This window comes from Citrobacter sp. RHBSTW-01013 (assembly GCF_013781985.1).
Taxonomy (GTDB): Bacteria; Pseudomonadota; Gammaproteobacteria; order Enterobacterales; family Enterobacteriaceae; genus Citrobacter; species Citrobacter braakii.
Map to the genome: position 1 here is coordinate 4,440,761 of NZ_CP056185.1, position 17,347 is coordinate 4,458,107.

23 protein-coding genes are annotated in these 17,347 nt (G+C 49.2%); 3 read left to right on the forward strand and 20 right to left on the reverse strand.

Annotated features, from left to right (window positions below; all coding sequences use genetic code 11):
• Nucleotides 1-430 precede the first annotated feature (430 nt).
• Entirely contained in the window at nucleotides 431-1,984 is a 1,554-nt protein-coding gene (locus tag HV350_RS21290) for an L-lactate permease (protein ID WP_153689761.1), read from the forward strand.
• 471 nt (nucleotides 1,985-2,455) lie between these two features.
• On the opposite strand, the gene pdxY is transcribed toward HV350_RS21290, so the two are convergent.
• The 3 genes from pdxY to HV350_RS21305 form a co-directional block, all read right to left on the reverse strand.
• A complete protein-coding gene (gene pdxY / locus HV350_RS21295; protein ID WP_181629280.1) occupies nucleotides 2,456-3,313 on the reverse strand; it encodes a pyridoxal kinase PdxY in 858 nt (285 codons plus the stop codon).
• Between the two features lie 11 nt (nucleotides 3,314-3,324).
• The gene (locus HV350_RS21300) at nucleotides 3,325-4,590 is read right to left on the reverse strand and encodes an aromatic amino acid transporter (RefSeq protein ID WP_016151548.1); all 1,266 of its coding nucleotides are present in this window, start codon (nucleotides 4,588-4,590) and stop codon (nucleotides 3,325-3,327) included.
• Between the two features lie 188 nt (nucleotides 4,591-4,778).
• Entirely contained in the window at nucleotides 4,779-6,149 is a 1,371-nt protein-coding gene (locus HV350_RS21305) for a tyrosine phenol-lyase (RefSeq protein ID WP_181629282.1), read from the reverse strand.
• 778 nt (nucleotides 6,150-6,927) lie between these two features.
• Between HV350_RS21305 and symE the strand changes: the two genes are divergently transcribed.
• Entirely contained in the window at nucleotides 6,928-7,290 is a 363-nt protein-coding gene (symE, locus tag HV350_RS21310) for an endoribonuclease SymE (RefSeq protein ID WP_016155589.1), read from the forward strand.
• Nucleotides 7,291-7,347: 57 nt separating this feature from the next.
• Here the strand turns inward: symE and tssD are convergent, their stop codons facing one another.
• The 3 genes from tssD to HV350_RS21325 are packed head-to-tail and all read right to left on the reverse strand — an operon-like array spanning nucleotide 7,348 to nucleotide 8,621.
• Nucleotides 7,348-7,833, reverse strand: coding sequence for a type VI secretion system tube protein TssD (tssD, locus tag HV350_RS21315; RefSeq protein ID WP_003830101.1), 486 nt, complete (start codon nucleotides 7,831-7,833; stop codon nucleotides 7,348-7,350).
• An 18-nt stretch (nucleotides 7,834-7,851) separates the two neighbouring features.
• Nucleotides 7,852-8,178 (reverse strand): DUF1493 family protein, encoded by a 327-nt coding sequence (locus tag HV350_RS21320; RefSeq protein WP_149382327.1) that lies wholly within the window; start codon nucleotides 8,176-8,178, stop codon nucleotides 7,852-7,854.
• Nucleotides 8,172-8,621 carry an STM2901 family protein gene (locus tag HV350_RS21325; protein WP_137367027.1) on the reverse strand — a complete coding sequence of 150 codons (450 nt, stop codon included), beginning with the start codon at nucleotides 8,619-8,621 and terminating at the stop codon, nucleotides 8,172-8,174. The genes HV350_RS21320 and HV350_RS21325 overlap by 7 nt, the downstream gene beginning before the upstream one ends.
• 258 nt (nucleotides 8,622-8,879) lie before the next feature.
• Between HV350_RS21325 and HV350_RS21330 the strand changes: the two genes are divergently transcribed.
• Entirely contained in the window at nucleotides 8,880-9,752 is an 873-nt protein-coding gene (locus HV350_RS21330; RefSeq protein WP_181629283.1) for a phosphorothioated DNA-binding restriction endonuclease, read from the forward strand.
• A gap of 134 nt (nucleotides 9,753-9,886) precedes the next feature.
• Here the strand turns inward: HV350_RS21330 and HV350_RS21335 are convergent, their stop codons facing one another.
• The 14 genes from HV350_RS21335 to HV350_RS21400 all read right to left on the reverse strand — a co-directional run bounded on the left by HV350_RS21335 (nucleotide 9,887) and on the right by HV350_RS21400 (nucleotide 17,278).
• Nucleotides 9,887-10,681 carry a helix-turn-helix transcriptional regulator gene (locus HV350_RS21335; protein ID WP_094760971.1) on the reverse strand — a complete coding sequence of 265 codons (795 nt, stop codon included), beginning with the start codon at nucleotides 10,679-10,681 and terminating at the stop codon, nucleotides 9,887-9,889.
• Nucleotides 10,682-10,796: 115 nt separating this feature from the next.
• Nucleotides 10,797-11,072 carry a type II toxin-antitoxin system RelE/ParE family toxin gene (locus HV350_RS21340; RefSeq protein ID WP_094760972.1) on the reverse strand — a complete coding sequence of 92 codons (276 nt, stop codon included), beginning with the start codon at nucleotides 11,070-11,072 and terminating at the stop codon, nucleotides 10,797-10,799.
• Between the two features lie 3 nt (nucleotides 11,073-11,075).
• Complete coding sequence (locus HV350_RS21345) at nucleotides 11,076-11,324, reverse strand: ribbon-helix-helix domain-containing protein (RefSeq protein ID WP_094760973.1); 249 nt, start codon at nucleotides 11,322-11,324, stop codon at nucleotides 11,076-11,078.
• A 76-nt stretch (nucleotides 11,325-11,400) separates the two neighbouring features.
• Nucleotides 11,401-12,234: a DUF4942 domain-containing protein gene (locus HV350_RS21350; protein ID WP_094760974.1), complete on the reverse strand. Its 834-nt coding sequence runs from the start codon at nucleotides 12,232-12,234 to the stop codon at nucleotides 11,401-11,403.
• A gap of 115 nt (nucleotides 12,235-12,349) precedes the next feature.
• A complete protein-coding gene (locus HV350_RS21355) occupies nucleotides 12,350-12,691 on the reverse strand; it encodes a TA system toxin CbtA family protein (protein ID WP_094760975.1) in 342 nt (113 codons plus the stop codon).
• 43 nt (nucleotides 12,692-12,734) lie between these two features.
• Nucleotides 12,735-13,076 (reverse strand): type IV toxin-antitoxin system YeeU family antitoxin, encoded by a 342-nt coding sequence (locus tag HV350_RS21360; RefSeq protein WP_094760976.1) that lies wholly within the window; start codon nucleotides 13,074-13,076, stop codon nucleotides 12,735-12,737.
• 22 nt (nucleotides 13,077-13,098) lie between these two features.
• A complete protein-coding gene (locus HV350_RS21365) occupies nucleotides 13,099-13,320 on the reverse strand; it encodes a DUF987 family protein (protein WP_094760977.1) in 222 nt (73 codons plus the stop codon).
• Nucleotides 13,317-13,826 (reverse strand): DNA repair protein RadC, encoded by a 510-nt coding sequence (radC, locus tag HV350_RS21370; RefSeq protein WP_171862414.1) that lies wholly within the window; start codon nucleotides 13,824-13,826, stop codon nucleotides 13,317-13,319. The genes HV350_RS21365 and radC overlap by 4 nt, the downstream gene beginning before the upstream one ends.
• Nucleotides 13,827-13,837: 11 nt before the next feature.
• Complete coding sequence (locus HV350_RS21375; RefSeq protein WP_094760978.1) at nucleotides 13,838-14,257, reverse strand: antirestriction protein; 420 nt, start codon at nucleotides 14,255-14,257, stop codon at nucleotides 13,838-13,840.
• A gap of 113 nt (nucleotides 14,258-14,370) precedes the next feature.
• A complete protein-coding gene (locus HV350_RS21380) occupies nucleotides 14,371-15,189 on the reverse strand; it encodes a DUF932 domain-containing protein (protein WP_094760979.1) in 819 nt (272 codons plus the stop codon).
• Nucleotides 15,190-15,305: 116 nt separating this feature from the next.
• On the reverse strand, nucleotides 15,306-15,536 hold the full coding sequence (locus tag HV350_RS21385; protein ID WP_094760980.1) for a hypothetical protein: 231 nt from the start codon (nucleotides 15,534-15,536) through the stop codon (nucleotides 15,306-15,308).
• Nucleotides 15,533-15,766 carry a DUF905 domain-containing protein gene (locus HV350_RS21390; protein ID WP_094760981.1) on the reverse strand — a complete coding sequence of 78 codons (234 nt, stop codon included), beginning with the start codon at nucleotides 15,764-15,766 and terminating at the stop codon, nucleotides 15,533-15,535. The genes HV350_RS21385 and HV350_RS21390 overlap by 4 nt, the downstream gene beginning before the upstream one ends.
• A 105-nt stretch (nucleotides 15,767-15,871) precedes the next feature.
• Nucleotides 15,872-16,147, reverse strand: a complete 276-nt coding sequence (locus HV350_RS21395) for a hypothetical protein (RefSeq protein ID WP_094760982.1) — start codon at nucleotides 16,145-16,147, stop codon at nucleotides 15,872-15,874.
• Between the two features lie 273 nt (nucleotides 16,148-16,420).
• Complete coding sequence (locus HV350_RS21400) at nucleotides 16,421-17,278, reverse strand: hypothetical protein (protein ID WP_094760983.1); 858 nt, start codon at nucleotides 17,276-17,278, stop codon at nucleotides 16,421-16,423.
• Between the last annotated feature and the right edge of the window lie 69 nt (nucleotides 17,279-17,347).

Below are 17,347 nucleotides of genomic sequence, written 5' to 3' on the forward strand. Positions count from 1 at the left end.
GCCAACTCTCCGCTTCTTAAGTCAGGACAGTCGCATATGTCAGTATTTTCATTTGTATGACAAAACCAAATAATCCCCTAATCAACCCCCATATGCAACAACCAGGTTTATTTCTTTCGGTCTCGCTCACATTTTTATATTTAAAACCACAGCGTTATGAACACCTTAATAACAGTTTCAGGTGCTTACTATTCTCATCACCAGCATTATTAAAAAGGTTACCATATAACTATTTATAGGTATTCAACTTACTCTTAAGTATATTTACCTGGCATTGGATTTTAATTAAAAGATTACAATAGTTACAAAACTACAAATCATAATTACTTTATTCACTGAAGCGATTCAGTTTACATACTTTATTAACCCAGCAATGTAGCCTCCCCACCATAAATATAAATCAGGTTTAATGAACCAATCAGGAATAGCAATGAACGAATATTTTATGTTTGCCCTGGCACTCTCTCCTTTACTACTGATGGTATTTTTAATATTGAAATTGAAAATGCCCATCCATTATTCCGTGTTGATCTCTTTGGTATTCACTGCCGCGCTGTCGGCCATATTCTGGGAAATGCCCGTACAGAATCTGAAAGCCGCGATAGGCTATGGCGCACTGAAGGGTTTATGGCCGATTGTGATTGTGATCCTCGGCGCCATCTTCAGTTATAACGTCATGCAGGCGACCAAGGCGCTGGATATTCTGCGCGATATTCTCGCCAGCATTAGCGAAGATAAGCGTATTCAGGTGCTACTGATTTCATGGTGCTTCGGCGGATTCCTTGAAGCCGCGGCAGGTTATGGCACGGCGGTCGCTATTCCGATCGGCATTCTTATTGCGCTGGGATTCAACCCGCTGAAGGCGGCGATCGCTTCTCTCGTGGCGAATACCGTTCCCACCGCGTTCGGCGCGGTCGGGATCCCGGTTTCTATTCTGGCGGAACAGGTTAATCTGTCGGTGTATACCTTAGGCGGAACCATTATTCTGCAGCTCGCGCTGTTTAATATCCTGCTGCCGTTTGTCATTGTCTGCATTATTGGCGGCGGCCTGAAAGCCATTCGTGGCGTATTTCTGATCACGCTGATTTGCGGCATCACCACGCTGGTTCCGCAATATTTTGTCGCCATTCATCTTGGCGCGGAATTGCCCGCCTTTGCCGGTAGCCTGGTCAGCCTGTTTGCCGTGGCGATGGTCAGCCGCCTGCGCAAAGGGAAAACCGATCCCGAGTGGCGCATTGAGGTCAGCCATACCCGCGAAACCACGCCGCGCTCGGCAAAAGTGTTGTTCCGCGTAGGCTCTATCTATCTGTTTATTTTTGTTTTTATCCTGCTGTGCTCACCGCTGTTCCCGACGATCAAAGGCGCGGCGTCCCAACTGGCCTCGGTGCTGCATTTCACGCTCGCCGACGGCAACACGCTGGCGCTGAAAGTTGAATGGGTGACCACGCCGGGGATGCTGATCATCTTTGCGACCCTTATCGGCGGTTTTATTCAGGGAGCGTCCGCACGCGGGATGCTGGAAGTGTTTATCAAAACCATTTTCCAGCTTAAAAATTCCATTGTGGCGATTATGGCGATTGTCGCGCTGGCCACGGTGATGGATCTCAGCGGGATTATCTCCACGCTGGCCCAGTCGATTGTCGATCTGACCGGCAGTTCCTACGTCTTCCTCGCCCCAGTGATTGGCGCGCTGGGCACGTTTGTTACCGGCAGCGATACCAACTCAAATATTTTGTTCGGCAAACTGCAAACCATTGCCGCCAGTAAACTGCATATCGATCCCAACTGGCTCGCGGCGGCGAATACTTCTGGTGCAACGGGGGGGAAAATGATTTCGCCGCAGAGTATCGCCATTGCGGTTTCAGCCACCAAAATGGACGGACAGGCCAACCAGATAATGTCTGGCACCATGAAATACTGCTGCGCCTACATTGTGATCCTCGGCCTGAAAGTCGGTCTCTTTTATTACTGGTTTATGGCGTAATCCATTGTCAACCCCGTCAAATTGACGGCAACCGTATTTGACGACGCGGTGACCAAAAAGGTTTACACCGCTTCAGGATCGAAACGAAGCGACTGGCTTTACGATTTGTCGGCGCTGACTAAAATAGCGCCGATGTTTCAAATCGAGGATTGTTGTTATGTTGTTCTGGAAAAAGATGGTGAAGAAGTTCGACGCCTTTTCCGCGTTGATCCCACCACGCTACTTCCGCGTGTAATGCCTGGCGCTAATGCCTGATGGCGCTTCGCTTATCGGGCCTACGTTTCACGCTCATTTGTAGGCCGGATAAGGCGCAAGCGCCGCATCCGGCAGCAGAGAAAAATGTTCTCCCCTTTCACTTACGCAGCCCGCACGCTCTTAACACCCTGACCCACAGACGAAGCCATGCAAAACGGTAGATCAGCGGATGCTGAAATCGTAGCAGTGTCAGAAACATAGAGCCTCCTTGCGGCGCTACAGCACCGTTGCCTGATAGCGAATTTGCGGCTCCATTATCTGGTGACGCGCGTCTATCAGCCGCAGTTCATACGAGTCGTGTTCTTTCGTCAGCCGCATCACCGCGTCGACGACACTGGTGGTCCGCTCCAGCGCCTGCTTGTCCTCATAACCGTTGAGCAGTGAGGCCAGCATCACGCTGCAAATCAGATCCCCAACGCCCACCGGCATTTTGGCAAAGGTATACAGCGGCCGGGCGATGTGTAATGTCTGTTCCGCCGTCACCAGCAGCATTTCAAACGCCTGTTTGTCGCGCGAGCAGTCGCCGAGATGTTTCACCAGCACCTTCTTCACGCCCCACGCCACCAGTTGCTGCGCCGCTGCCACCACCTCGTCAAAACTACGTAGTTGTCTGCCCGTCAGCACGCCCAGCTCATAGAGATTCGGCCCCATCACATCAGCCAGTTGAATGGCGTCATCGACAAAAAAGGACTCCACGCCCTGCGCGACGATGCAGCCTTTTTGCGGGTCGCCCATCACCGGATCGCAAAAATAGAGCGCCTGGGGATTACGCTGGCGAATGGTGGTGACCGCGAGCTTCACCTCTTCGCAATGGCGTTTGTCCCCGAGATACCCGGACAGCACGGCATCGCATTGCGCCAGTTTTTGCAGGTCATCCAGCCCGCTGATGATGGCGCTCAGCTCACCGTGCGGCATCGCCATGCCCTGCCACATCCCGTACTGGGTGTGGTTGGAAAACTGTACGGTGTAAAACGGCCAGACATCGATCCCCGAGAGCTGCATCGGCAACACGGCGGCTTTATTTCCGGCATAGCCATAAACGACTGACGACTGAACAGACAACACGTTTTTCATTTTGACTCCGTCTAGCGAAACGTTGGCAGCAGACCAAATACGTCCAGAACAACCGTCAGATAGACAACCGCCCCACAGACAATGACCAGATTGAGCACGGTGTTATTACACGGCGCGGTATAGCTGGCGGTCGGAAAACGTTTCCGCGCCGCTTTCACCAGGAACGGCGGCAGGATCACGCTCCAGATGGTAAAGGCCAGACCGGCGTAACCAATGGCGTGGACAAACCCGTTCGGGAAGAAGAAGCACACGGCGGCTGGCGGGAAGTAGGTCACCAGCGCGGTTTTCAGGCGACCCATGCCGTCATCCGGGAAGTGAAACAGGTCGGCGATGTAATCGAACAGGCCAAGCGTCGCCGCCAGCAGGGAACTGGCTACCGCAAAGTTGCCGAAGAAGGTCAGGATCAGATCCATATAACGGCTGGTGAATAGCCCGCTGATGGCCTCGACAAACACGTCGATATTGCCGCCTTTGGCGATAATTGGCGGGAACGAGGAACGACTGATGTTGCCCATCGTGACACCCAGCCAGAAGATATACAGCAGCAGGGCAAACAGCGTGCCGATGATAATCGAACGCGTAATATTTGAGATCCCGCTCGTGCCATACAGCTTCACCAGGCTCGGCACGTTACCGTGAAAACCAAAGGAGATAATGCAGAACGGCAGCGTCATCAGGATATACGGCAGGTACTGCGAATTGGGCAGCGCCACCGCCACGCTGTCGACGAGTTTCGCCACTTCGATATGACCCACCAGGCCAGAGAAGGTGGCAAAGAACGCGATAAACTTACCGATGATCAACACGGTAGTAATACGTCCAACCAACAAGGAGCTGTACCAGGCAATCGCCCCGACCAGCATACTGACGATCACCACCGAGATATTCGCCGGAAAGCGCACGCCGCTGTATTTGAACACGGTTTGCGCCATCACCGCCGACGAACCAGAGATATAGGCATAGGTCAGAATATACAGCACAAAACCGAAAGCGATACCGACCACAATATTCCACTTTCGACCTAATAAATCCTGAGTAAAGGTATTAAAACTGGCACCGGCGCCATAATGCAGATTAACTTCGACCAGCATCAGACCGGTTAATAACATCATGATGGCGATAAACAGAAGAATAACTGACGCACCGGGGAACCATACGCCAGCCATCGCAATCGGCAGGGAAAACATCCCTCCACCCACTACGGTCGCGATAACCAACATGGTTCCGCTAATCAGTCCGGGGGTACTACTCTGTCGCTCAATGGCATTAATATCCATGATAAATGTTCCTGTAGACTATTCGTTATAATTACAGCTGTCATTTGTACATCATGCGGATAATAAAAATGTCGGAGTCAGGGTTTACTTTTGTAGTTATGTCACGGTAACGGGCACCGCAAAGGCTTCCTGTTCATGGAAAAGAAATACAAAAAAGCCCCATCCTGAGATGGGGCCATAATTATTTTTTAGATATAGTCAAAGCGTGCAGTAAAGAAACGGAGCTGCTTCGGCTCGTAAATAAACTTCAGCCCGCGAATATCTTCTTTGTGCTGGTAAAGTTTAATAATACCGTCAGCCACTACATCCATATGCGCGTAAGTATAAACGCGGCGTGGAATAGTCAGACGCACGGTTTCCAGTTTCGGCCTGTGGTGTTCACCGGTCACGTTATTACGGCCCGCAGAGATAATTCCGCGCTCCATACTACGTACGCCGGTTTCCACATAGATACTGGCAGCCAGGCTTTGCGCCGGGAACTCGTCCTGCGTCAGATGCTCGCAGAAGCGACGCGCATCAAGGAATACCGCGTGACCGCCCACCGGTTCAACAATCGGTACACCCGCGGCTTTCAGCTTGTCGCCCAGATAGCGAACCTGCTTCACGCGGTGCTCGATGTACTCATACTGCATGGCTTCGCGCAGACCAATCGCCATAGCTTCCATGTCGCGTCCGGCCAGGCCGCCGTAGGATGGCATACCTTCGTAGACAACGACTAACTCTTTGGCAGAAGAGAACATTTCGTCATCGTTCATGCACAGGAAGCCGCCGATGTTCACCAGACAATCTTTTTTACCACTCATGGTACAACCGTCGGCGTAGCTGAACATCTCATGCACGATCTCTGCGATGCTCTTGTTCTCAAAGCCCTGCTCTTGCTCTTTGATAAAGTAGGCGTTTTCTACGCAGCGGGTAGCGTCGTAGAACACTTTAATGCCGTGTGCTGCAGTCAGTTCACGCACCGCGCGCATGTTAGCCATGGAGACCGGCTGCCCGCCTGCGAGGTTAACCGTGACTGCCAGGCAAATATAGGCAATATTCTCGGCGCCTTTTTCATCAATCAGTTTTTGTAATTTTTTAAGATCGATATCACCTTTAAAAGCAATATTCAGACCGGCATCGTGCGCTTCGTCACGAACGATATCGACAAACACCGCACCATTTTTTTCCTGGTGATAACGGGTGGTAGTGAAATACATATTCCCGGCAACATATTGCCCCGGTTTAATTGCCAGCTGCGATAACAGGTTTTCTGCGCCGCGCCCCTGGTGAGTAGGAACAATATGTTTAAAGCCAAACAGTTCCTGCACGGTTCTTTCCAGATGATAGAAGTTTTCGCTGCCCGCGTAGGCTTCATCACCCATCATCATTCCGGCCCAATGCTTGTCACTCATTGCGTTGGTGCCACTGTCTGTCAGCAGGTCAATATAAATATCTTTCGAATTTAACAGGAAAGTATTGTATCCCGCTTCCTGCATTTTCTTAAGGCGTTCATCACGCGGGATCATAGATACAGTTTCAACGCTTTTAATACGGAAGGGTTCTGCCGGATAATTCATTTTGTTTCTCCAGTAACAGTGGTCATGTACGTATTAATGTGAAGTAAAGCATACCTGGTTCATCAATAAAGTCTGATGAAATATAACTATTCGCCTCCTGAGTCAGGGGGAGAAATAATGTGGAGGCACTATGCAAGATTTAATTGATTATGGAAATAGCCTGGTCAACATTAATCACTGGCAATAATTTAAAAAGCTGTAAATGTAGGTGATGCAAATCACACGTCGTTTTTTTACCCGTTCATATTCAACAAGTTTTTTTTTGCGTGTTGATTTGCCATTTGCGATGGTGCCCCCGTGGAGAGGGGAAATACTGAAAACTTAACTTTCCAGGCTGTGCTCATACTGTATTGCTGAATGAGTACACCCCATTTTGTGAGAGTCGGATCACTTCACGGGTTTATATTTGTGATTCACATCACTAAAAGTGTAAAGCAAAGTGTACAAAACGGCGTTGTTTCAGAGTTTGCTATTTGCTTCAGTGAGTTAGATCGCATTTTTGGCCTGATACAGATGGGCGTTATTTTCTGGAAATGACAGGTATCAGGAGGATGGGACAGGAATGAATTTATACGGTGAATAATACTATGTTTATTGGGATAGAGAGGATTTCTATTTATTCCGAAAGCGTGCTAATCGCGCTTATTTCATGTTATTTACATCTGGACTTCCCGCCAATTACTGGGGTAATTTACAGGGGTTTTATTAGCGCGATGCGAAGGTGTTGGCGCACCTCCGCATCGCTAATCACAGTAACTATTTCACGAGAATAGCCATCATGACTGATACGCATTGTATTGCAGTTTCATTTGATCCAGAAGTGTACGTCGCAGATAACCGTTGCCTGAAGGTGGGTTATGCGAGCGGTTATCCTGATTACAGCCGTTTGCCGGTGAAGTATGTCCAGTTTCCGTCCATCGTGATGAAGGGCCAGTGGCTTAAAGCCGCCGGATTCGACACCGGCACCCGCGTCGATGTGCGCGTCATGCAAGGCTGCATTGTGTTAACCGCCCGCACGCCCGAACCCGAAGAGTCAGAACTGATGAAATCCCTGCGCGCCGTGGAAAAGCTCTCCGCGCGTAAGCAAAAGCAGGTGCTGGAGTTTATCGGGGTGATTGCGGGGAAAGGGTCGAAGGGGTAACGGTCTTGCTAAAGGCGCCTGTGGGCGCCTTTATTAGGATGTATTGCGTCATCTTTGTTATGCCGTAGTACGTTCGTTCCAGGCGTCGGTATATTGAATATTGCCATCTACAATACACCAGGTGATTTTTTCATAGCGCAGTTGTACGCTTTCCAAATGTCCGGTTCCCGTTACCGTACGTGTGTCATGCACGATTGGTGTCACTGATACAACTTTTACACCTTCAAGCAGGGTATTAAAGTATTCCACTTCCTGGCCTGCGTCGTTTATGTGATAGAACTTAAGTTCCGCACTTTGAAGTGTCTGACCTGTCGCAACTGCTTTGTAAAGGTATGGGCTGGAGGAATCGATCTCTTTGTCAAAAAGAAATGGGCCATGTTGGCGTGTGCCGGTTAGCTTTCCAGTGGCACCATCGGTTGGAATGCTAAGGTTATGTGTTAAACCACGTAACTCAATACTGCCTTCACGTCCCCGGACATCCGAGCCTCCACGAATCATCGCGCCACCATCGTCTTTTAAAAATAAATGAACGGGTACAGCCATTTTCAACACTCCTTGTAATCAATCATATAACCAGCGGCCTGCTCTGGCTGATTCTGCGAACATACGCACAGTAAGCAGTTTTGACACTTGTTTGATGGGTTCGTTGGTAAACCATTTTCTATAGACCGATTCTCTTTCCCACGGGTAATAGGCATCGAAATCAATCACAGAAACATCAACGTTATATTTCTCTCCAAAATCATCAATGGCATACGGTAATTCATCCCATTCAGCGTAACCTTGCAGCGGCGTATCAAGTTCAATCGGGATAGGCTTGAAAGTAAACGTTACCGCGAGAGATAACTCCCCCCGAAAAAATTCTAATACCTCATTATCCGTCACCATACGCGATCTTCCTCTCTGGCAATGGTGTTGTAGGTATTCACCGTTTTATAAACAATTTGGGCGACATCATTTGCGAGTAATACCCAACCAATCACAGGAATTGTTCGTCCAACGAATGCCCCCAGATTGTTAGTCATCATTGGTTTTAAATATTTGATACTGGCATTGGTGATGGTAGGAAGCCTGACGGACAATGTTACGTTAAGAAACTCACGAGAATATTTGGAGGCAATTGATGTGCCTTGTGTTGCCCCATATGGCTTACCCCGTGTTTTCAACAATGGTAGCCCAAGAATGATACATGACATTTCTACCACATCTTTAATTCCCCCAAATTGTTCATCAATTTTGTCGAGAAAAATCCAGAAAAATAGCTCACCTGCAGAAATGTTACAGACCCCTTTATAAAAGTATGTTCCGTTGAGTTCCTCTACTGTGTCCACTAGAGATCCTTCGATATGCAATAATTTGCATGCTTATCGTACTCCTGCGTACCCTGGTGGGGGAACGGTAACTGCCGTGGCGTATGTGTTTTTCAGAAAACATAAAAGTGATGTCGTTGATGTCAGACAACATGCCACGCATAGTGCTTTATCAAATTGATACCAATAAGTGACGTCGATAGCGCATCAACCCGTCTTTGCTTGATCAGGTGATATTTTGCGAGCATCATCGCAATTATTTACCTGATAATGAAATCAATGACTTCCAGTAAAACCCTGCAGCAGGCAATTGCCGACATCACCATCTGGCGTAAAGGCGAGCAGCGTGCGCCGCACAAACCTTTGCTGCTGCTTCATGTGCTGGCGGGTTATCAGCAGGGTCACGGTCGCCTGTTTGACTACGGTTCGGAAGTTCGCGACCCATTGCATAGCCTGCTGGAACGATTTGGACCACAGCGCGCGCAGTACCGCCCGGATATGCCCTTCTGGCGCTTACAGGGCGATGGGTTCTGGGAGCTACAAAACGCCGAGCAGTGCTCAACATCCGGCAGCAGTAAACAGCCCCCTGCCGGAGAACTGGTGACGCATAACGTTGCCGGAGGCTTTGATGAACAACATTTTGCCCTGCTGAAAAAGAACAAGAACCTCATCAACACCCTGGCACAGCAAATCCTCGAGGCGCACTTCACCGAAAGCATTCAGGAAGAAATCGCGGATGAACTGGGGTTTGATATCCTGCAAATCCGCAAACAGCGGGACCCGTTGTTCCGCCAGCAGGTTCTGCGTGCTTATAACTATGAATGCGCCATTTGTGGCTTCAATATGCGCCACGACAGCACTTCAGTTGCGCTTGAAGCGGCCCATATCAAATGGAAACAGCATGGTGGCCCGTGCGAGATTTCAAACGGCCTGGCGCTGTGTGCAATCCACCATAAAGCCTTTGATAAAGGTTCGATTGGGCTGGATGAGAGTATGCGGGTTCAGGTGTCACCCGCAGTGAATGGCAGCGGCATGGTGGGCAGACTGTTCTGGGATTTCGACGGTAAATCGATAGCGCTGCCAATGATGCGCGAGAATTATCCAAAAGAAGGGTTTGTAGAGTGGCACAGGAAGGAGGTGTTTAGAGGGTGAGGGTGAGTGCGAAGGCCGCACCGCGATTTTCAGCATAACAACATGAAATCAATGGATTTATAAAAATACGCAGTTGCTTTGTATACTCACATGTATACTCAGCACCATTTCTTAAGAAATCAATTCATTCAATACTACTCATCATCGTCTTCCACTGGTTCCAGTACGTCAAGCGCAACTCGCACCATCGCAATAGAACCTATACGGATAAAAGCATCCTCCCCATCCTCATCAGTTATCATGTAGCGATCTGCTGTTTCAGGCTCACAATCCAGCATTTCAAAGAACGCGTTCAACTGACCGATATCCCCCGCCTCCTCATTTTGCGGCGCATCAGACTCAACACTCAGCGGTATCACTGGCCCACCGTTGACCAGAGTGATATGAACATTGAAATAATCGTCCTCGTAGTCATCCTCTTCATCAACGATTGTTGGTAAACCATCAGCCAGAAACTGATGAAATACCACTTCACGTATATTTAATGCGTAGCGATGCTGCTCGGAATTAAAAACAAAGAAACGTTCTATATTAGGGGCGGTCTGTTCCTGAAAATAATAATAGAATCGCCGCTTATCCGCAGAAGATATAGGCAATAGCAGGTAATCCTGCTGCCCCTGTAGCCAAAGTTTTACGGTCCAGAGGTTGCAGTCCATTTCGATGCCACTGGTCGCAATATTTTCCAGCTCCTCATCGCTACAACTATACTGACTGCGCACTTTTTTCAGTGTGTTTTCGCCACCAGGAAAGACGGCATTTAGCGGTTTATCCAGCGCTGAACATATTGCCTGCGCAAGCCCCAGTCGGGCTGCAACCTTTCCACTTTCGATACGCTGAATTTGCTGCTGGCTGGTTCCGACCATAAATGCCAGTTCGCGTTGGGTGATAGATAGCTGGGTACGAAGCTGTTTGATGTTGTTCTGTAACATGGCATCCATCCTTCAGAAGGAGACAGAAAGTACCATTAAAACACATAAATGAGTAAAGACACAAAATCGTGTTTTTACTCAGTAATCAGCGCTCGTGAACGAAAAGAAAATCTCTTCAGCGTTCTTCTTTTGTATGCCAGAGATCCACGATATAGATATCATTGTCACGAAGTTCGTAGTGAACCTCGTAATCATCAAATAACACTTTTCGGACTTCCCGAGGTTCATACCGAGGCTGCTGTACGCCAATTGCCGGATGCGCTGCAAGGCCAGCGCATCCAGTAATCAGGCGATCCAAAACGTCATCGGCGTGCTGGCGGCTATACTGAAGGGCAAAACGGTAGATACGCTCCAAGTCATCCTGAGCTTTAAGCGTCCAGTAAATTTCCATTTATCAAGCTTTCTTTAAACGGTTAGCGAAATCCACCATGTTCGAATGACTCACCACACGACCAGCATCCACATCGGCAAGACCGGCCTGGATACTCTGATGACGCCGTTCTCTTTCGGCCAGCATACTGGTCAACGCTTCCTTAATAATCCAGCTCTTAGAACGATCTAACTCAATTGCCAGATTTTCAACAGCAGCAGCCAACTCCACTGGTATCTGTGCGCTGATGGTTTGTTTAGTAAGCGAACCCATAGGGATTATCTCCTTTAATAACATTTAATAACTCCTATTAAGATTAGCATAGAGGTGCCTATAAAAACATCACATCTCATTTTGCAGGCAACATCCCCGGAAAGTGCTTTGCCACAATGTCATTCATCTTTTCCACCAGATCCAGCCGTTTGAACGTGATATGCCCGCTCCCCTTCTGAAAGTAGCGAATGATGAACAAATCATCTTCGAAAACCTGCTGATGCGGGTTATCGCGCACAAAATCCATAAACCGGATGGAGACATCATGCCGGTTATCGGGAATGGTTTTGCCATCCAGCAGATACAGCATCCGCTCCAGATCGGCGAGCTGATCGCGCCGCCAGCCCCAGTTTAGGCTGTAGCCCCATCGGTCATGTTTCACCAGATTGTTAACGATGATCTTCTTGCCGAAGTAGCAAGGGTTATTGGTTTTATAGTCCCAGCTCAACCCTTTAAACACATTGATAATGCCGCGCTCAAAAACGTCCTGCTTGTTATGGTGCAACTGCTCAAAGGTACTCAGGATATTGGCTTCGCTGATGGCCGGAAGATCGCCCTCCTCCAGGTTCTTCGCCCACTGACTACGGGCTTCAGCGTCCATCAAGGTTAACATCCCGGATTTCAGCATCAGATCGCGCCAGATGCTGCGATCGATATTGCGGGCGATAACTGGCAGAGCTTTGTCAGTTGCCTGCATCAACCAGCAGTCAAAAGCCCGCCCCTGTCGCATCGCCCAGTGCTCCGCCGTGTTGCCGCCAATACCGGATGTCAGTCGGGAAATCTCATCAAGCTGGTGGATCACGGCTTCAATCTGTTGCAGCGCAGCATTCCGCCCGGTGACGATCCGTTCAATATTTGTCGAGCAGATAAGTTCGTTATGGTTAGTTAACACTTCAGCTTCTGTTTGCATAATTTTTCGTCCGTATAAAAGCAAACGCGCCCGCCGGGAATGGCAGGCGCATTATGCAGGGAGTTAACAGGGATGAAAGATCGGGAATGGAATACGGGAAGGCCGCTCGCAAGATTCAGTGCGCCGCCAGATGACGGCGACCTCGCAACAGGCCCGTTGCCTGTCGCGCCCGCAGAATATCAACAGCCCTAAGGTAAGGTGATGCGTCCTGCCAACCGAATCCTTTGCGATCGATACGAACCAGTTCGTATTTCTCCACAATAAAATTCACGGCATTAGCCAGCGTGATACCGGCGTCAATGTGTTCCTGAATCACTTTCTCTTCGCTAAACGGCGTGTCGTTGAGCGTGAGGCCATAATGCTTAGCCAGCAAATGCGTCAGCATTTTCTGCCAGATTTCGACAGGCGACGGCTGTGATGGTGTCGCCCGGTATGGGTGGTTGTATTGGGTTTGCATAATGAAATTCCGTTGGTAAACAGATATTGAGGGAGGATGCCGGTCAGCTTTTAACGATGGTTGGGTAAAGCGAAAGATAAACGTAACCAAACGATCCGCACGTATCGGCTTCACAGGTTATGCCACGAATTTCAGTCGTAAAACGTCTGGCCTCGCGCGGATTGAGTGCGCCAGTGCGTAAAGCAGCCTCCATCTGTTTAATAAACATCGGAAATACGATATTCAGCGTCTTTAGTTGCGCCGGGGTAAATTCACCGTAAATACCCGCCCGGTCAGCCAGATAGTGCAGGTGATTACCCTCCTGAACTAACCGCGCGCCAAATGACGGGAAGACATCTTTCCGTAGTCCCCATACCGGTGTGGATGTAGTTTTATTTATTTTCATTTTTAGCTTTCCTTAAAGATGATTAATTCAGGGTCACGCAGCGCAGGAGTGCATACGGTCCGTATTGGTCCTGACGACGTTCGGCAAAGACGGCCAGTACGCCGCTGATCTCGGGTACGTGACGACCGGTGTAATGACAGACGCTGCCGGTCCAGCGGTAATGACCAGTACAGTAAGAGGCCAGCCGCGCGCCGGGCGTCTGCCGGTAAATCGTCATCGCCTGGCGTTTACTGACGATGTTCATAGCCAGCCTCTCTCAGCAAACGAAACAATTTCCCGGTGGCCGACGATGAAGTGATCGAGTGTCCGTACCTCAACCAGCAGCAGCGTATTTTGCAAATTACTGGTGATAAGCCGGTCCGCTTTGCTGGGCTCTGCCGTGCCGGAAGGATGGTTATGCGCGAGGATCACCGCAGCGGCGTTATGGCGCAGCGCTGCTTTCACGATTTCACGGGGATGCACTTCGGTATGGTTGATAGTTCCAGTGAACAGGGTTTCACAGGCCAGTAGCTGGTGCTGGTTATCCAGAAACAGAACTATAAATTCCTCCCGCTCCAGTGCGGCCATTTTCAGCCGCAGCCAGTCACGGGTTTCCTCTGCCGAGAGGAACGATACACCGGGCTGGCGCAGGTGCTGTTCCAGTATCGACAGTGCCTGATGGATGATGCGCTGAGCGCCAGGGGTCAGACTGATTGCCGCAGAGGGTATTACATCGGGCTGGATGGCAACCAGCGATAGTGCTGTGTTCATAAGGGGTTTCCTCAGTCAATCAGCCGCATGATGCCGCTGCATTCAGGATGGGCCAGCGCGTAATCGCGCAGGCGGTAGTAGTGCTCACTGATAGCCTGACAACTGGTGCGGCAGGCATGGTGACTCCAGGCCATCAGGCACACCGCGATACCGGTGGCTTCGGTGCTGAGCTCAGCGTCATTGCCGTTGTGTTCGTTAAACAACGTGTAGCTCTCTTGCTCCGGCGGAGTCAGGAACGCGCCGCCATTCGACAGTATGTGAAAATCCCAGATGCCGCCCTGATAGTCGGTGCTCCAGAGGTCAAGCCAGGAAAACACCTGAGGCTCCAGAAAGACCCACTGGCGGACGCGCCCAAAGCGACGACCCCAGAAGGCGATTCGTTCTTCGTCGGGAACAAGGCTGGCCGTGATGATGGTGCGGTCAGGTTGCATCTGGCGTACCGGTGTTTTTGCTTCAGGTGTAGTGGTGTGTTGCATGATAAAATCTCTCTGCAAATTAATGAGTTGGATAGATAAAGTGAAAAAGGATGTGGTGCTGTCGGGTATCAACTCAGCGCCTGCTGGAGTTCTTCGGCCATCACCCATAACGCCCGGTTGAGCTTCAGGTCGCCATCGATGCCTTTCACGGCACGGGTGTGACTGCGTTTCCCCTGAGCTGAACGGCCCGACAGACCGCCTTTTATCAGCGACTCCTGGATGCGGTTATAGACCGTCCACAGGTCGCCGGATTCGTCCTGCCAGCGGCGGGGGGCCAGAATTTGCGCTTCAGTTACCGGCTGGTGGTCTTCACCAAAGCGGTAAGTCAGCGCGGCCTTTGCAAAAGCCTGTTGTGCGGGAGGTGGAAGTTGCAGCGACTGCATGGCCTCGCGTTTTTCCTCCACGCGGTCAAACACGCCGAGCACCTCGTAAGCGCCTTTGATAACCTTCTCCACCACGTCTCCCCGATGCGGCACGCGGATTTCACCCAATGACTGACCGCAGACGAGCGAATTGGTACAGACGCTTCTGAAGTACCCCGGCAGCATCTGGTACGAACTGGAACCATCGTGGCTGTTGAGCAAAATAATCTCCGGCACCTGCACACCGGTGATTTGCCCGGCACGACGCAGACGCAGCAGATGTTTGGTGTGTTCACGTTTGCCGGGGTCCCTGACTCTGGACTGGCAGGCAAAGAAGGGCTGAAACCCTTCGCGTTGCAGGTTCTCCAGCAGTGTGATGGTGGGGATGTAAGCATATCTGTCACTGCGGGATTCGTGGCGGTCTTCACTGAACACGCTGGGAACCACCTGCATCAGTTCCTCATGGGTTAATGGACGGTCACGGCGTATCTGGTTTATCCACCCGAATCGGCTGGCTAATCGCATGGTTTGTTCCTCAGTAGTGGGGTAACGGTATAAAAAAGACCATGCTCCTGGCGGGAACATGGTCTGATGGTGTGGTTGTGGGCAGGTTATGCCCGCTGTGGCTGAATGTCGGTGGACTACGTCTGCGCTTCTGCCAGCTGGTCACTGGTTTCTTCCAGTGCGCTGACTGCTGCATCCAGTGCAGCAATGGCCGTCTGCATCGCATCGCCGCGCTCGCCATTCTGTAAGCCTTCCGGCAGGTTGTTAAAGGCATCCTCTTCCTCCTCAAGCACAGCCTGCACGTCGTCCTTCAGTTCAGTGACTTGTTGCGCCAGCAGAGCCAGGCGTTTACGGCGTTCGTTGTTCACGCGGACTCCTTACGAATGCCGTAGTCAGCGATAAAGCGGTTCAGCCCCTGACCGGCTCCGGCAGCAAAGTTCCAGTCCCGCCAGATAAGGCTTCCGTCAGTATCACGAACGACCAGACGAAAGTGGGTCTGCTGATCATCTTCGATGGCAACATTCTGATAGCAGTCGGCAATTGCATTTGCTTCGGCACGGATAAATGGCCCGTCGGGTAGTAATGCTGGTTCGGTCATTGCAATCTCCTCAGAGAGCAAACAGAAATAAAGAAGCCCAGTCGCCGTAACGACTGGGCTGTGAAAAAACAGAGATGATGTTGTGTAGAGCGATAAATCAGCGGCTTAGTCAGTATCCTTATAAAACTGACCGTCCATACGGCTCTGAAATGCCATCGGCCAGCAGACGTAGGGAAGTGTGAGCTCAACCTGCTGCTGGCTCTGAATGCTCTGGTAAGTACAGACTTGTTGATTCAGCTGTGCGCTTTTTCTGCTACTAATAAACCGGTAGGTAATATAATCGGTATAGCTCCCGGCCTGACTGGTGACGGGCAGGCATAATGCTCCGGCGACAAGTAATAATCCTGACAGGGCTTTCAGATTGAGTTTCTGGCGTTGCATATTTTACAGCTCCTTATTGGCAATATTGATGATGAATTAATGGCATTGATGTATCACGTAGCTCAGTTCGTCACGATGAGAAATGTTTTCAGTCGTGTGTTATGAATTTTTCATTAGGGAGAGAAAGGGCGATAAATGACCGGGATGTAGTGTTTGAAAAAAATTCATTAGTGTAAGGAATGGCACAACCAAAAGAAACGCACGCAACAAATGCAAAGAGAATGTTTTTACACATTCTCTTTGATGTTCAATGAAGTAATATATATTTAAAATTTATTTAATTTCACCGGAGGAGGTTTTTTGTCTGTTGTATTCCTCAGAAATAAGATGATTAATGAAATAATCCTGATTGAAACCCGTGTGTTTTACCATGCTATCCAACTTTTCATTGTTTTCATGAGATATATAGAATTTTTTGTTGATGTTTTTTCTACCCTTTTTATCTCTTGTTTTTTGCGATGATAATGCGCTGCCTATTTTCTTTCTAAATAACTCCTTCTTCTCCGGAGTATCAAGAATTGCATCATAGAAACCCGTTAGGCATATTTTTTTATCTTCATTTGTGATGGGCAAAAAATACCTGGTGATATTATAAGGCGGTTTCTCAGCATAGTCCCATCGATACGTTATTTCCCTCTCATTATCCTTTGCAAAAGGATCTGGCATATTTACATATTTTTGCCACTCGCCTCTTAAATCATCAAGGATTTTTTTCTTCCTCACCCCACTGCAATCCAATTCATCAAAGTATTTTATCAGCGCATCAAATCGTCCACGATGATCGGGAAATACTTCATTACGTCGGGTGTTGCAACCAATTTTAATATACCATGCCCATAGACAAATTCTTTTATCATTTATCAACCCAAAGTCAGTTAACGGCAACAATTCATCCTTACAGGCCGCCTCCATTTCCTCTATGAACTGATCTATCCGCCGCTTATTTCCCCGATAATAATCGTTGAGTTCATCATCAATCCATTGGCATATTTCACTCGTATTTCCGGATTTATTATCCCAGTCAAATTCATCGCGAACGCTTATTCCTGAACGTCTTCTGCTTTCCATGTAACGGACATAAAACTGGCACTTTCTAATGTTAGTTTCAGAAACATATTTTTCATAACTCATCAACAAATACCTCATTACATAAACAATCACGCCGTGATTTTACCGTCATTCTGCATGATTTTATGGTGT

Coding starts and splice junctions, on each gene's coding strand:
- HV350_RS21300 (WP_016151548.1), bottom strand. CDS start 4,590: ATGGATATTAATGCCATTGAGCGACAGAGTAGTACCCCCGGACTGATT.
- HV350_RS21350 (WP_094760974.1), bottom strand. CDS start 12,234: ATGCAAACAGAAGCTGAAGTGTTAACTAACCATAACGAACTTATCTGC.
- radC (WP_171862414.1), bottom strand. CDS start 13,826: ATGAACACAGCACTATCGCTGGTTGCCATCCAGCCCGATGTAATACCC.
- HV350_RS21345 (WP_094760973.1), bottom strand. CDS start 11,324: ATGGGTTCGCTTACTAAACAAACCATCAGCGCACAGATACCAGTGGAG.
- HV350_RS21375 (WP_094760978.1), bottom strand. CDS start 14,257: ATGCAACCTGACCGCACCATCATCACGGCCAGCCTTGTTCCCGACGAA.
- HV350_RS21290 (WP_153689761.1), top strand. CDS start 431: ATGAACGAATATTTTATGTTTGCCCTGGCACTCTCTCCTTTACTACTG.
- HV350_RS21355 (WP_094760975.1), bottom strand. CDS start 12,691: ATGCAAACCCAATACAACCACCCATACCGGGCGACACCATCACAGCCG.
- HV350_RS21305 (WP_181629282.1), bottom strand. CDS start 6,149: ATGAATTATCCGGCAGAACCCTTCCGTATTAAAAGCGTTGAAACTGTA.
- HV350_RS21360 (WP_094760976.1), bottom strand. CDS start 13,076: ATGAAAATAAATAAAACTACATCCACACCGGTATGGGGACTACGGAAA.
- HV350_RS21365 (WP_094760977.1), bottom strand. CDS start 13,320: ATGAACATCGTCAGTAAACGCCAGGCGATGACGATTTACCGGCAGACG.
- HV350_RS21340 (WP_094760972.1), bottom strand. CDS start 11,072: ATGGAAATTTACTGGACGCTTAAAGCTCAGGATGACTTGGAGCGTATC.
- HV350_RS21380 (WP_094760979.1), bottom strand. CDS start 15,189: ATGCGATTAGCCAGCCGATTCGGGTGGATAAACCAGATACGCCGTGAC.
- HV350_RS21390 (WP_094760981.1), bottom strand. CDS start 15,766: ATGACCGAACCAGCATTACTACCCGACGGGCCATTTATCCGTGCCGAA.
- HV350_RS21400 (WP_094760983.1), bottom strand. CDS start 17,278: ATGAGTTATGAAAAATATGTTTCTGAAACTAACATTAGAAAGTGCCAG.
- HV350_RS21335 (WP_094760971.1), bottom strand. CDS start 10,681: ATGTTACAGAACAACATCAAACAGCTTCGTACCCAGCTATCTATCACC.
- tssD (WP_003830101.1), bottom strand. CDS start 7,833: ATGGCTGTACCCGTTCATTTATTTTTAAAAGACGATGGTGGCGCGATG.
- HV350_RS21330 (WP_181629283.1), top strand. CDS start 8,880: ATGACTTCCAGTAAAACCCTGCAGCAGGCAATTGCCGACATCACCATC.
- pdxY (WP_181629280.1), bottom strand. CDS start 3,313: ATGAAAAACGTGTTGTCTGTTCAGTCGTCAGTCGTTTATGGCTATGCC.
- HV350_RS21395 (WP_094760982.1), bottom strand. CDS start 16,147: ATGCAACGCCAGAAACTCAATCTGAAAGCCCTGTCAGGATTATTACTT.
- symE (WP_016155589.1), top strand. CDS start 6,928: ATGACTGATACGCATTGTATTGCAGTTTCATTTGATCCAGAAGTGTAC.
- HV350_RS21320 (WP_149382327.1), bottom strand. CDS start 8,178: ATGGTGACGGATAATGAGGTATTAGAATTTTTTCGGGGGGAGTTATCT.